The 12,537-nt window shown below is 34.3% G+C and carries 11 protein-coding genes and 1 pseudogene; 9 read left to right on the forward strand and 3 right to left on the reverse strand.

Annotated elements, in window-relative coordinates; genetic code table 11:
• Positions 1-219, forward strand: a pseudogene (locus tag ACMV0E_RS00005) (radical SAM protein); the annotation flags it as partial.
• A 57-nt stretch (positions 220-276) separates the two neighbouring features.
• Here the strand turns inward: ACMV0E_RS00005 and ACMV0E_RS00010 are convergent.
• Positions 277-1,143 carry an SDR family oxidoreductase gene (locus ACMV0E_RS00010; RefSeq protein WP_416084334.1) on the reverse strand — a complete coding sequence of 289 codons (867 nt, stop codon included), beginning with the start codon at positions 1,141-1,143 and terminating at the stop codon, positions 277-279.
• A gap of 15 nt (positions 1,144-1,158) precedes the next feature.
• Complete coding sequence (locus tag ACMV0E_RS00015) at positions 1,159-1,491, reverse strand: DUF4870 domain-containing protein (RefSeq protein ID WP_416084335.1); 333 nt, start codon at positions 1,489-1,491, stop codon at positions 1,159-1,161.
• A 118-nt stretch (positions 1,492-1,609) separates the two neighbouring features.
• Here ACMV0E_RS00015 and thrC point away from each other — a divergent pair, with 118 nt between their 5' ends.
• The 8 genes from thrC (at position 1,610) to ACMV0E_RS00055 (ending at position 11,270) form a co-directional block, all read left to right on the forward strand.
• A complete protein-coding gene (thrC, locus tag ACMV0E_RS00020) occupies positions 1,610-2,872 on the forward strand; it encodes a threonine synthase (RefSeq protein WP_416084336.1) in 1,263 nt (420 codons plus the stop codon).
• Position 2,873: 1 nt separating this feature from the next.
• Entirely contained in the window at positions 2,874-5,252 is a 2,379-nt protein-coding gene (locus ACMV0E_RS00025; protein ID WP_416084337.1) for an aspartate kinase, read from the forward strand.
• A complete protein-coding gene (gene asd / locus ACMV0E_RS00030) occupies positions 5,249-6,274 on the forward strand; it encodes an aspartate-semialdehyde dehydrogenase (protein ID WP_416084338.1) in 1,026 nt (341 codons plus the stop codon). The genes ACMV0E_RS00025 and asd overlap by 4 nt, the downstream gene beginning before the upstream one ends.
• Positions 6,271-7,296: a hypothetical protein gene (locus ACMV0E_RS00035; protein WP_416084339.1), complete on the forward strand. Its 1,026-nt coding sequence runs from the start codon at positions 6,271-6,273 to the stop codon at positions 7,294-7,296. Before asd ends, ACMV0E_RS00035 begins: the two co-directional genes overlap by 4 nt.
• 47 nt (positions 7,297-7,343) lie before the next feature.
• Positions 7,344-8,552 carry a MalY/PatB family protein gene (locus ACMV0E_RS00040; RefSeq protein ID WP_416084340.1) on the forward strand — a complete coding sequence of 403 codons (1,209 nt, stop codon included), beginning with the start codon at positions 7,344-7,346 and terminating at the stop codon, positions 8,550-8,552.
• A 306-nt stretch (positions 8,553-8,858) separates the two neighbouring features.
• The gene (locus tag ACMV0E_RS00045; protein ID WP_416084341.1) at positions 8,859-9,725 is read left to right on the forward strand and encodes a metal ABC transporter substrate-binding protein; all 867 of its coding nucleotides are present in this window, start codon (positions 8,859-8,861) and stop codon (positions 9,723-9,725) included.
• Positions 9,722-10,507 (forward strand): metal ABC transporter ATP-binding protein, encoded by a 786-nt coding sequence (locus ACMV0E_RS00050; RefSeq protein WP_416084342.1) that lies wholly within the window; start codon positions 9,722-9,724, stop codon positions 10,505-10,507. The genes ACMV0E_RS00045 and ACMV0E_RS00050 overlap by 4 nt, the downstream gene beginning before the upstream one ends.
• Positions 10,488-11,270: a metal ABC transporter permease gene (locus ACMV0E_RS00055; RefSeq protein ID WP_416084343.1), complete on the forward strand. Its 783-nt coding sequence runs from the start codon at positions 10,488-10,490 to the stop codon at positions 11,268-11,270. The genes ACMV0E_RS00050 and ACMV0E_RS00055 overlap by 20 nt, the downstream gene beginning before the upstream one ends.
• On the opposite strand, the gene ACMV0E_RS00060 is transcribed toward ACMV0E_RS00055, so the two are convergent.
• Positions 11,257-12,528, reverse strand: a complete 1,272-nt coding sequence (locus tag ACMV0E_RS00060) for a hypothetical protein (RefSeq protein ID WP_416084344.1) — start codon at positions 12,526-12,528, stop codon at positions 11,257-11,259. The two genes, ACMV0E_RS00055 and ACMV0E_RS00060, sit on opposite strands and share 14 nt — an antisense overlap.
• Positions 12,529-12,537: the final 9 nt, after the last annotated feature.

Genomic DNA, 12,537 nt, shown 5'->3' on the forward strand with positions numbered 1-12,537 from the left:
TGTTCCACAGATGGCACCTTAGAAAATATGTATAAAGATGTTGGAAAACACCTTGATGAGCTTTCAAAGAAATGGGAAGAAATCTCTCGGCCTGTGTTTGAACATGATCACCCAGAAGTTGCAAAGAGAATACGGGAATATAAACAAAGAAAAGAAAAGGTACTCAAAGAAAATGAAGAAAAAATCGAAGCATTCTATCGCTCTGGAGAAACTTACTAAAAGAGCAAGCAGATAGATTATGATAAAGCCCCTCAACCTAAAGAGGGGCTTTTTTAATTAAACCAAGGGTTCGAAATCGTTTATGTATTTCTTTATGTAGTCTGTAGTTTTATCCCAAAGTTTTTTTCGCAAATCCTCGTTATCTGCGATTTTTAAGTAATCTGTTGGTTTTGAGTCTGCAAAGTAATTTCCTGTAAGATATTCTATATCCTTAGTCTTTGCAAGGTATATACTTGTCTTCGCACCTTCTTCTGGGGTTTTTGCGCCAATTAAGAACAAATCTCTTATAGGTTTCGGAAAGTTTGAAAATATCCCAGTTTTAACAAGTCCAGGGTGAACTGCAAAGACATAAATACCTTTGTCTTTTAGTCTCTTTGCAAGTTCAATTGTGAACATAAGTATCATGAGTTTTGAATTACTATAAGATTGAATACCATTATAGTGATTTCTCGATTCAAGGTCATCTAAATTAATTTTACCGCCTTTGTGCATTGCAGATGATACATTGATTATTCTTGAAGGACTACCTTCAGAAAGAAGCGGCAAAAGGGAGTGTGTAATGTAAAAAGGTGCAAGATAATTCACCATAAAGGTTTTTTCAATGCCGTCCTCTGTAAGTGCAAGTCTCATGTTCCATGTGCCAGCATTATTTATAAGAATATCAAGTTTGTTATGTTTTTCTTTGAATCTTTTAAGAAAATCTAAAATTGATTTGAAACTTGAAAGGTCTACCTCAAAGAATTCTATGTTTTCATTTTTAGATAATTCTTTTGCCTCTTTGAGCACCGTAAGAGCCTTATTTTTATCTCTTGCGGTAAAGATAACAAATGCTTTTGACTTTGCAAGGTCTATTAAGGTTGCCTTGCCGATGCCAGATGTTGCCCCCGTAATGAGCACTTTTTTTGTGCTTATATCCCAATCCATAGTTCATTCCTTAAATTAGAATTTGAAGTTTTGGGCTAAATCATAAACGATAGGTATCTTCCAAAACTTACCCTGCAATGCATAGATAAAGCCAATAAGAGAAACAACAAATAAAACAATTCCACCAAGCAAACCTATAATCCATCCAAGTATTGGGATATATTCAATAATACTTAAGGCAATTTCAAAAATAAAAAGCACAAGCCCCTGTTTTGCATGCTCTATACAAAATTTACTATCACGTTTTACAAGCAAAGGAATTAAAAATAGAATTGAAATGTATGATAAGCTTGCAATTACCTTATTTTCTTCAACGTCTCTTGGGTCAAAATCCTTTAATTCTTCCATATCTACCTCCTAATTTTAGATTGTTGTAATTAAATTATATAATAGAATTAAAAATAACGGAAAAGTTCCATTTCCATTTCTTCTCAAAATTTGCAATTTATATTATAATTATCCCAATATGGAAAGGGAGCTTAGATGTATTAGATGTGGGAAAACATACGATGTTTTTTCATCAAAAACTCGTTGTGAGTGTGGCGGATTATTAGAAGTAAGCCTTAAAGAACCTCTTCATCCATCGTTTAAAGAAACATTTCTTAAAAGAAGAATGTCTTTAAAGCCCTATGATCAAAGTGGCGTATGGCGATACAGGGAGTTTGTCCTTGATATTGAGGAAGATTCAATTGTCACGCTTCCTGAGGGAAGGACAAACTTATACAAGAAAATCATAGATGGGATGGAAGTATACTTCAAGCATGAAGGGGAAAATCCAACGGGCTCTTTTAAGGATAGGGGAATGACAGTTGGCGTAAGTGTTGCAAAGAAACTCGGTTTTAAAATTACTGCATGTGCCTCAACTGGAAATACCTCTGCATCTTTGGCAAGTTATTCTTCTCATGCGGGGCTTAAAAGTGTTGTTTTTATTCCCAAAGGTAAAGTTGCTATTGGAAAGTTATCGCAGGCGCTTTCGTATGGGGCAAATGTACTTGAAATTGAAGGTGATTTTGATTATGCAATGAAGCTTGTAGAAGATGCAAGTCATGAATATAAACTTTATCTTCTTAATTCCTTAAATCCTCTTCGCCTTGAAGGGCAAAAGACAATTATCATAAATGCTCTTGAAGAACTTGATTTTGAGGTGCCTGATTGGATTATAGTGCCGGGTGGCAATTTAGGGAATACTTCAGCCTTTGGAAAGGCGCTAAAGGAACTCTATGAGTTTCATTTTATTGATAAAATCCCTCGTCTTGCAGTCATTCAAGCAGAAGCTGCCTCGCCTTTTTATAAAGCATTTAAGAATGACTTTAAAAAATTTGAACCAATGAAAGCCGAAACGATTGCAACAGCAATTCGTATAGGAAACCCTGTAAATTATGAAAAAGCCGTGCAATCAATAAAATTTACAAACGGTATTGTTGAAAGTGTAAGCGATGCTGAAATCCTTGAAGCAAAAAGAGATATTGATAATATTGGGATAGGATGTGAGCCCTCAAGTGCTTCTACGCTTGCTGGTTTAAGAAAGCTTAGAAGATCAGGTGTAATTAGGAGTAGCGATAAGGTTCTTTTGATTCTTACAGGAAATCTTCTTAAAGACCCTGATACTTCTATCAACCTGCATACGGGAATGATTCAAGGTGTTTCCGTTACGAATAGGTTTTTTGCAATATCAAATCTTAAAGATCTTGAAATTATTTTAAAGAAGATTACATCGGAGGTATCTTGATATGCTTGTCTTAAAGTTTGGTGGCACATCTGTTGGGAGCGCAAAGGCAATAAGGCAAGTTTATGATATTGTTAAAGGTATTCCTGAATCTAAGATTGTTGTTGTATCAGCAATGAGCGGTATAACCGATAGTCTTATAAAGGCAGGTAATCTTGCGGTATCAGGTGATGAGAGTTTCAAAGATGTTTTAGAATCGATTAGGAAAAAACACAATGAAACTTCAATTGAACTATTTGGAAGCACACTTAAATCAGTTAATGAATTATTGGACGAACTTGAACAAATAATTTTTGCAGTTTATAGGTTGAGGGAACTATCAGATAGAGCAAATGCACTTATTCAATCTTTTGGAGAGCGTCTCAACGCAAGGATAGTCTCAAAATATTTTCAGAATATGGGTCTTAAGTCAGTGTCTGTGGATGCAATAAAATATCTTATTACGACTTCTGATTTTCTTGACGCAAATCCTCTTTATGAAGAAAGTAAGAAACGAGCCGAAAAAATCTTTGGAAGATACCTAAAAGAGGGATTTACCCCAGTTGTAACAGGATATATTGGAGTAACTTTTGATTCATCAATAACTACACTTGGGCGTGGAGGAAGCGATTATTCTGCAACTATTTTAGGAAGGCTTCTTGATGCAAGAGAGGTTTGGATTTATACAGATGTAAACGGGGTATTAAGTGCAGATCCAAAGATAGTCTCTGATGCAAAGACTATTGAGAAATTGAGCTATGCAGAGGTAAGAGAACTATCCTATTTTGGCGCAAAAGTAATGCACTCAAAATCTCTTATTCCTGCAATTGAAAAACATATTCCCATTCGTGTTATTAATACTTTTAATCCCAATGGCTCACATACGCTTATTTCAGATGAGACATCATTTTTGGGACCAAAGGCGGTAACATCCATAAAGGATATTGCACTTGTTTCAGTTGAGGGAAAGGGTATGCAGGGACTTAAAGGGATCTCAAAACGAATTTTTGATGTTGCAAATAGATCAAATGTAAACATAATAATGATTGCACAATCCTCATCAGAGCAAACTGTTGATCTATTTATAAAAGAGAGTGAAGTAGATCTTCTTCTAAAAGGACTTGAACACGAATTTGAAAACGAAATAAAACTTGAACTTATCGATAGAATTTCATCTAAAAAGAATCTATCAATTATTTCAATTGTTGGCGATGGTTTAAATAGCGATGAATCGATTCAAAAAGAAATATTTAGGATTTCATATGCATATGGTTTTAGAATCCTGTCAGTTGTGCAAGGTTCATCAGAAAATAGCCTTTCTTTTGTTGTTAAAAGGGGAGATGTTTCAAAGAGTATTAATGCGCTTCACAGTGAACTTGGACTTGCAAATCCCAAGATAAAAACTCTTAATATTTTCCAGTTTGGGGTTGGCGCTGTTGGAAAGGAGCTTATAAAACTCATTGAAGAAAACAAAGAGTATTTCGAGAATAACCTACACTTTCGATTGCGTTATGCGGGACTTGCAAGATCAGGAAGTTTTGCAAAGAGTGATGAAGTTGAGACACACATTAAGAATTGGGATTTTAGATTCAAGAATGTAGGCTCTCCTTTGAATTATGTAAAAACGCTTCCCAAAAATACAATAGTAGTTGATGTAACGAATTCTGATACGATTGGAATGGATCTTCTTGAACTACTTTCTTTGGGTTACAATGTGGTTACATCAAATAAGAAAAACCTTGCAACTGATTATGAAACTTATAAAAAATTCACAAGTGCAAAAGGAAAATTCCTTTATGAAACAACAGTGGGTGCATCGCTTCCTTTGATTAAGGTTATAAGAGATTTTATCAATTCTTTCGATGAGGTATATAGAATTGTAGGGCTTCCCTCTGGTACACTTTCATTTATTTTTACGCTTGTAAATAGAGGTAAATCACTTAAAGATGCAATTTTGAAGGCAGTTGAATTGGGATATACAGAACCAAATCCTGTTGATGACCTTGTAGGGATGGATTTGCTTAGAAAGGGAAAAATTCTTTCATATCTTATAGGAAAAGACTTTAAAGAGAAGGATATTGAATTTGAGTGTTTTACGAAGGCAAAGACGCTTGACGAATTTTTTGAAAATGATTTAATGAATTTTGAACATCGCCTGAAGGAACTTTCTAAAAATGGTGTTGTCTATCCTGTTGTAGAAATTGAAGATAAACTAAGGATTACTTTAAAGAGTTTTCCAAAGGATTCTACATTTGCAACACTTAAAGAGGGTGAAAACATCTTTGAAATTTATTTAAAGAACTTTTCCGGAATACCTATAACAATTCGTGGGCTTGGTGCAGGCCTCAGGATTACAGCTGAAGGGGTGCTACAGGACATTTTAAGTTTGGAGGCGTACATATGAAGAAAAAAGTAGCCATTATGGGTGCAACTGGTTTAGTTGGTCAAAGATTTGTAAACCTTTTAGAGAATCACCCTTTCTTTGAAGTGACAAGTCTATATGCAAGTAAAAGAAGTGAGGGAAAGCGGTATAAGGATGCTGTTTATTGGATTTTAGAAACTGATATTCCAGAATACGCAAAAGATATAGTCTTAAAATCCTTTGAAGACTTGCCACAGGTTGAGGAAAGTATAGTATTTTCAGCTCTTCCATCTGATGTTGCATATACCCTTGAAGTTGAACTTGCAGAAAATGGGCACTTTGTTTTTTCAAATGCATCTTCTCATAGATACGATAAATTCGTTCCCATTTTAATTCCAGAAGTGAACCCTGATCATATTGAGGCTGTAAAATTTCAGGGCACAAAGGGATTTATCATTACCAATGCAAATTGCTCCACAACAGGGCTTGTGATACCTTTAAAAGCACTTTCTCGAAGATTTAGAATAAGTGATCTGTTTGTCGTGACAATGCAAGCAATTTCAGGCGCAGGCATTCATGGGCTTTCTGCTTTGGAAATACATGGGAATATTTTACCTTACATTGAAAAAGAAGAAGAGAAAATTGAGATTGAAACAAAAAAGATTTTAGGAACATTTGGGAACGAATTTAAAGATTCTGATATCGATATTTTTGCTCGAACTAATAGAGTGCCAGTGCGTGAAGGACACACAGAGGTTGTATTTTTGAAAGTTGAGGCATATTTGAGAGAAATTATACAAACGTTTAGGGATTTCAAAGGTCTTCCACAGGAATTAAAGCTTCCCACAGCACCAGAAAAACCAATCATTGTATTTGAGGATACTCTACGCCCTCAGCCTACCCTTGATTTAAATAATGGAAAGGGAATGAGTGTAAGCGTTGGGAGGATAAAACTCAAAGGTGATGTTCTAACTTTTACTATTTTATCCCATAACACTATTCGAGGTGCCGCAGGAGGGAGCATACTTAATGCAGAATTTGCGTTTGCAAAGGGGCTTATATGATGTTTAAAAAAGGTATATTAAACGATATTTTTAGGGATTATATAATTTTTAGAGAATTAAATCCGGTTAAAAAGTCTCTTCCAAATTTTGAAACTTTGAAAGATAAGCTCGAGCTTCAAGCACTTCCCAGGAAAAAGGACAAAGAGTATGCGCTCGTAATTTCTGAGATTTTGAAAAGTGCGATGGACTTTTCAAACATAGTCTATCTTGGTGATACGTTTCTTTCGGATCTCACAGTTATAAAAAATCTCGAAGAATTAGGATTTGATATTTTTGGAGTAATTACTGATGAGGAGGAAACAAACTTTGAATCTCCTTATCCTTATGTTGTTTTTAACAATAGTTGGGCAAAGATAAAAGATTTTGTCTCTGATAAAATTAGTGAGAAAACAATTGTAATTGTTGACATTGATAAAACAGCAATTGGTGCGCATGGAAGAAATCATCTTCCAATTGACAAGGCAAGAACCGACGCAATAGTTTCCATCGCTGAAGCAATTTTTCAGAAGAAATTTGATTCGTTGGAAAAAGGAAATTTTTTGAAACTCTACAAATCAATTCACACAAAGGATCTTTTGAACTTTACTCAGGATAATCAGGATATTGTCTCAATTACAACCCTCATTATTTATTCTAATGCAATTTCTCTTGATGAATTTCTAAAGCTTGCGAAAACAACATCTTTTGAGGAATTTATAGAAGATATTAGAGTTTCAGGACAACTTCAAGACCTTGTTTATGAAGTAAAAGAAAATATCAAAGCAAAATCACCGACATTATTTCCGACTTTTAGAAAAGTCGAACTCGAAAAAACTCTTGCAAGAATGAACTTTTTACCTGATGACACACCTTTAGAGACTCTTCTTTCAGAAGAGATTCTTATAACAGGTGAAGTTTTTGACATTGGAAAATATGCGCTTTCGAAAGGTGCTATAGTGTTTGGTGTTTCAGATAAGCCTGGAGTTGCTTCGTTCTCAGAGGATAAGTCAATTTTTACGAAATTAATTAAAATTTATCCGTAGATTTTAATAAAAGAAGCAAGGCGATTTGATTTATTGGAGGCGAAATTATGAAATATAACTTTGATGAAGTTGTTAATAGGATTGGTACTGCTTCCTACAAGTGGGATGGTGTAAAATTCATATTTCAAGATAGCGATGTGCTTCCTATGTGGGTTGCTGATATGGATTTTAAAATTGCAAAGCCGATCACAAATGCAATTCGTAAACGTGCAGAACATGAAATTTACGGATACACGGTTGTTCCAGATTCGCTTGTTGAGGCTACTATAGATAGGTTAAAAAGAAAATATAATTGGGATGTAAAGCCTGAATGGCTTGTTTTTACACCCGGGGTTGTTCCTGCTCTTTACACAGCTGTTAAAACATTTGCATCACCTGGAGATAGCGTTCTTGTTCAAGAACCTGTGTATTATCCGTTTTTCCATGCAATTAGAGATAACGGTGCGCATGTTGTGAGTTCTGATTTAAAACTTGTAAATGGTCATTATGAAATTGATTTTGAAGATCTTGAGAAAAAATTCTTACCTAAACCTGGTCTTACTCCAACACCTGCAAGGGTTAGGGCAATGATTATGTCTAATCCCCATAATCCTGTTGGAAGAGTTTTTAATAGAAAAGAGCTTGAAAAAATTGGAGAAATCGTTTTAAGACATGGTGCAGTTATGATTTCTGATGAGATTCATTGTGAGATAGTTTATAAAGGGCATAAACATATTCCATTTGCAACAATTTCTAAAGAGTTTCAAGAGAACTCTATTACTTGTATGTCGGCAAGTAAAACTTTTAACCTTGCAGGTCTTGAAACGTCCGTTATTATAATTCCTAATGAAAGAATAAGAGCACGATTCATTGAGGCAAAAGGGCGAATTCTCTCAACACCAAATGCCTTTGGGCTTGTTGCAATGGAAGCTGCATTTCGCTATGGCGATGAATGGCTTTCACAACTTCTTGAGTATCTTGAAGAAAACATAAATTTTTTAATGGATTTTGTTAAAAAAAGAATTCCAAATGTAAAAGTCATAAGACCTGAAGGTACTTATCTTGCATGGCTTGATTTTAGAGAACTTGGTTTAGATGAACATGAATTAAGTGAATTCTTAAGAAAAAAGGCAAAAGTTGGCCTCGATGATGGCTATATTTTTGGTGAATCGGGTAAAGGTTTTGCACGTCTTAACTTTGCAACTCCCAGAGTAATCCTTGAAGAAGGTCTTCGAAGAATAGAGAAAGCTGTAAAAGAAATTACAGGAGTTTTCTAAATATTTAGTTATTTGTAATATTGAGGGTATTTTATTCAATGTATCCGTTGAGAGTTTTATAAACCCTAAAAAATGCCTGAGGTTCACGTTGTATTTTATCGATTGTGATTTCTACGAAAAATATAGCCATACTCCTGTTGAATTTAAAGAGGTTATTGAAGAGATAGTAAAAAATAGAGAAATAAGCAAGTACCCCATGGTGATTATAAATTGTTATTTAATAAAAATGCAAAATAAACTATAACTTTAGTTTAAGGTTTTTTAATCTTTCTTTAATTCCGTGCTATAATATACAAGGTGATTTATATGAGTTTGAGAAAGGTCTTTATTTTAATTCTTGTTGTTTTGTTTTTGGGGACTTTATTTACGGGTTGCAGAAGTAAAACTGAGAGTTCGAAATTGAAGGTTGCAGTTACGATTTACCCTTTTTATGATGCGGTTAAGTCGATTGGGGGAGATCTTGTAGATGTGTTTGTGATTGTACTACCTGGAAGCTCTCCACATACTTATGTTCTTACTCCACAGGATTTACAAAATCTTGAAAATGTATCAGTAATTTTTGAAAACAACTTTGGACTTGAAGAATTTTTAAAGTCAGTAATTTCATCTCTTACTGCAAGGGTTGTCAATGTCTCAGAACCACTTAAAAATGTTGTTGAGTTACATAACGGCAATCCCCATCTTTGGCTCAATCCTGAATATTTTGTAATCCAAAGTGAAGTTATTAAAAATACACTTGTCGAACTTGATCCAATACATAAGGATGTTTATGAAAAGAATTACGAAAATTACAAAAAGGCGATACTTAATAAAGCATCAGAGCTTAGACAGAAGTTGGTCAATTTGCCAAATAGAAATGTAATAACCTTCCACGATGCATTTCCATATTTTGCAGAATATTTTGGAATTAATATCCTTGCGTCAATTGAACCAGATCCAAATAAACTACCTACTCCAAAACAGATTATCGAAATAGAAAATCTAATCAAGAAATACAATGTTAAAGTGGTTTTTAAAGAGCCACAGCTCTCCTCTGATATTTATAAGTCAATCGTTGAGGATACCCATGTAAAAGTTTTAAGTTTGGATCCCCTTGGGGATGGAGTGAAGATAAAGACTTATACTGATCTTATTGAGTACAATGTAAATACCATCTATGATGCGCTAAAATGATGGAAAATACAATTCTTGAAGTTCAAAATTTAAATGTAAAATTTAATGATAGCTTTGCTCTTCGAGATATTTCATTTAAAGTTGATGAGGGACAATTTGCAGTTATTTTAGGTCCAAATGGAGCGGGTAAAACTACTCTTCTTAAAGCAATCTTAGGGCTTATACCTTACGAAGGAACTGTAAAAATATTTCAAAAAAGAAGAGAAGAATTAACCAAAGAAGATAGATTTAAAATTGCCTATGTGCCGCAACGTTTTGAAGGAACAAAGAGCTTGCCCTTAACTGTTTATGAGTTTCTTGAGATATCTTTCCCACCTTACGTAAGAAACTTAAAAGATTCAATTTCAGAATTTGCAACGGTAGGCGATGTTAATCGCCTTCTATCTAAAAAAATTTCTTCTCTTTCTGGCGGCGAACTTCAGAGAGTCTTAATTGTAAGAGCACTTTTATCTAAACCTAAACTCATGCTTTTTGACGAACCCTTCTCTGGTGTTGATAAAATTGGAGAGCGTGCCTTTTATGAGTTTTTGAAATATACAAAAGAAACTTATAATGTTACGATCCTCCTTGTGTCGCACGATGTTTATAATATAACTAAAATGGCTGATGTTGCTATTTGCATAAATAAAAGGCTTGTGTGCTTTGGTAATCCTGAAGATGTATTTCTTGAGGAAAACTTTGCAGGTATTTTTGGAGAGGATGTTTCAACTTACAAGCATAAGATTTGTAAGGAAGGAGGGCCGTGCGAGTTTTACAAAGACCATGAATCCAATAATCATTAGAAGTCTTATTGCAGGGGTTTTAACAAGTTTTTTGTGTGCATTAATTGGAGTGTTTGTGGTTTTACGAAAGATGTCTTTCTTTGCACATGCAGTATCGCATGCTTCTCTTGCAGGTGTTGCACTTGCGTACCTTACAAATACAAATCCATTTGTTGGAGCAATTGGCGTGGGACTTTTAACCGGGGTTGGTGTTTCATATTTTGTCGAAAAATCCCAGCTTTTTTCAGACACAATAATAGGAATCCTTCTTCCTTTTTCAATGAGTATTGGGCTAATTCTTGTATCTTTTGTAAAAGGTTATAAACCAGATTTAATGAGTTATCTTTTTGGAGATATTCTTTCAACATCAAAGTTTGATATATACCTCATAATTGCAATTTCAATTCCAGTGATAATAATAACTGCGATTCTTATGAAGAGATTTATTCTTATTTCGGTGGATATCGATTTGGCGAAAATAAGAGGATACAATGTGATTCTCATTGACTACATTTTTATGGCGATACTTTCTCTTATAGTTTTAATCTCCACAAAAATTGTTGGTATAATTCTTGTTTCTGCACTTGTTGTTATTCCACCGGCGACAGCTCTTAATATATCAAGAAATATGAGAGAAACTTTTATTTATTCTGTAATTTTTGGAATTGCAGGAAGCATTCTTGGAATTGGTTCTTCGTACATTTTAAATCTTCCAACAGGTCCTGCGATTATTTTTGTAATTTCAGTAATTTTCCTTTTAAGCCTTTTATTCAAGAAGAGTTAATATTGTATACTCTCCAAGTGAAGCCAATAGTTCCCATTTTCATAAGTGGATTTGTCATATCTACATTCGTATCGGCAATTTGTGAGGCTGATGCATACTTCATTCCAAGACTTCTTCCAACATCAAATGTCCTCTTATAGAGGAGTGCATCGAGGCCAGTTCGCTTTTTGAGAAGTCCCAAGATAAAAATTCTTGCACTCATGAATTTTTTGTTTTTAAGACGCCTCATTATTTCCCTAAAAATAATTATGTCTCTGTATGTATCTGCTAAAGAAAAAGAACTTCTGTGTGGATAGAATTTTTTGAAAAGTTTGTCATCAATTTCTTTTATGACTTCGTTTATGTTTGGAATCGTAACTGATACGCCAATTGCATTTCCGTTTTCTTCTACGATATATATGAGTTCAGGTATTGCAATTTGTTTGAGCGATGCTGCGATATAGTTGAATTCTTCATCGCTAAATTTTTCAAATTGTGGATGTTCTATTGTATCCCAGGCAGCATTGTAAATTTTTCTTATCTTTTCTATCTCATTTGCATAATCTTTTAGGTTCGCATCTCTTATTACTATACCTTCTTTTCTGAGCTTTTCTTCAATATTAAGACTATTATTGAGAACTGCCGTTACTCTTTCCATGTATTTTGAAGCCCTCTCTTCGTCTATTAGGAAGGAATACCAATCATTTTCTTTTTCTCCATACTCATCAAAAACTTCTTTATAGTATGGTGGATTGTATGGTTCCATTGGCATCGGTGTATGTTCAAAGCCATTTATAAGAAGTCCTGCTTCTCCTGATGCATTAAATCTCATAGGGCCAATGATTTTTGTGCAGCCTTCATTTTTAAGGTCTTTTATCGCTTCATCGAGAAGTTTAAATCCAATTTCTTTTGTTTCTGCTTCAAAGAGGCCAATTATACCAATCCGTCCTTGGTATTTCTTTTCTTTGTAGTTTCTATCGATAATAGAAGCAATTCTTCCAACTGGTTTTCCATTTTCTTCGTATAGGTAGTATTGAAGATAATCTAAGTGTTTGAAGAAAGGATTGTATCCTGGCAAAAACTTTTTTAGTCTAATTCTATCGGGATTAAGGTCTTGAAGTTCCTGTAAGAGAAGTGGAAAAACCTTTTTGGATTCTGAACTCCTATACCAAGAGATAGAAAAAGGAACCGAAACAAATGCCTTTAAGTCCTTTAAAAGTATGTTGAAGTTTGAAACTCGTTCGTTTGAATGAGGCTCTTCTATTAGTTTTTTAAGCATGTTTACCAT

This window comes from Caldisericum insulae (genome assembly GCF_047785965.1).
Lineage (GTDB): Bacteria > Caldisericota > Caldisericia > Caldisericales > Caldisericaceae > Caldisericum > Caldisericum exile_A.

Coding starts and splice junctions, on each gene's coding strand:
- ACMV0E_RS00010 (WP_416084334.1), bottom strand. CDS start 1,143: ATGGATTGGGATATAAGCACAAAAAAAGTGCTCATTACGGGGGCAACA.
- ACMV0E_RS00055 (WP_416084343.1), top strand. CDS start 10,488: ATGAATCCAATAATCATTAGAAGTCTTATTGCAGGGGTTTTAACAAGT.
- thrC (WP_416084336.1), top strand. CDS start 1,610: ATGGAAAGGGAGCTTAGATGTATTAGATGTGGGAAAACATACGATGTT.
- ACMV0E_RS00025 (WP_416084337.1), top strand. CDS start 2,874: ATGCTTGTCTTAAAGTTTGGTGGCACATCTGTTGGGAGCGCAAAGGCA.
- ACMV0E_RS00040 (WP_416084340.1), top strand. CDS start 7,344: ATGAAATATAACTTTGATGAAGTTGTTAATAGGATTGGTACTGCTTCC.
- asd (WP_416084338.1), top strand. CDS start 5,249: ATGAAGAAAAAAGTAGCCATTATGGGTGCAACTGGTTTAGTTGGTCAA.
- ACMV0E_RS00035 (WP_416084339.1), top strand. CDS start 6,271: ATGATGTTTAAAAAAGGTATATTAAACGATATTTTTAGGGATTATATA.
- ACMV0E_RS00015 (WP_416084335.1), bottom strand. CDS start 1,491: ATGGAAGAATTAAAGGATTTTGACCCAAGAGACGTTGAAGAAAATAAG.
- ACMV0E_RS00050 (WP_416084342.1), top strand. CDS start 9,722: ATGATGGAAAATACAATTCTTGAAGTTCAAAATTTAAATGTAAAATTT.
- ACMV0E_RS00045 (WP_416084341.1), top strand. CDS start 8,859: ATGAGTTTGAGAAAGGTCTTTATTTTAATTCTTGTTGTTTTGTTTTTG.
- ACMV0E_RS00060 (WP_416084344.1), bottom strand. CDS start 12,528: ATGCTTAAAAAACTAATAGAAGAGCCTCATTCAAACGAACGAGTTTCA.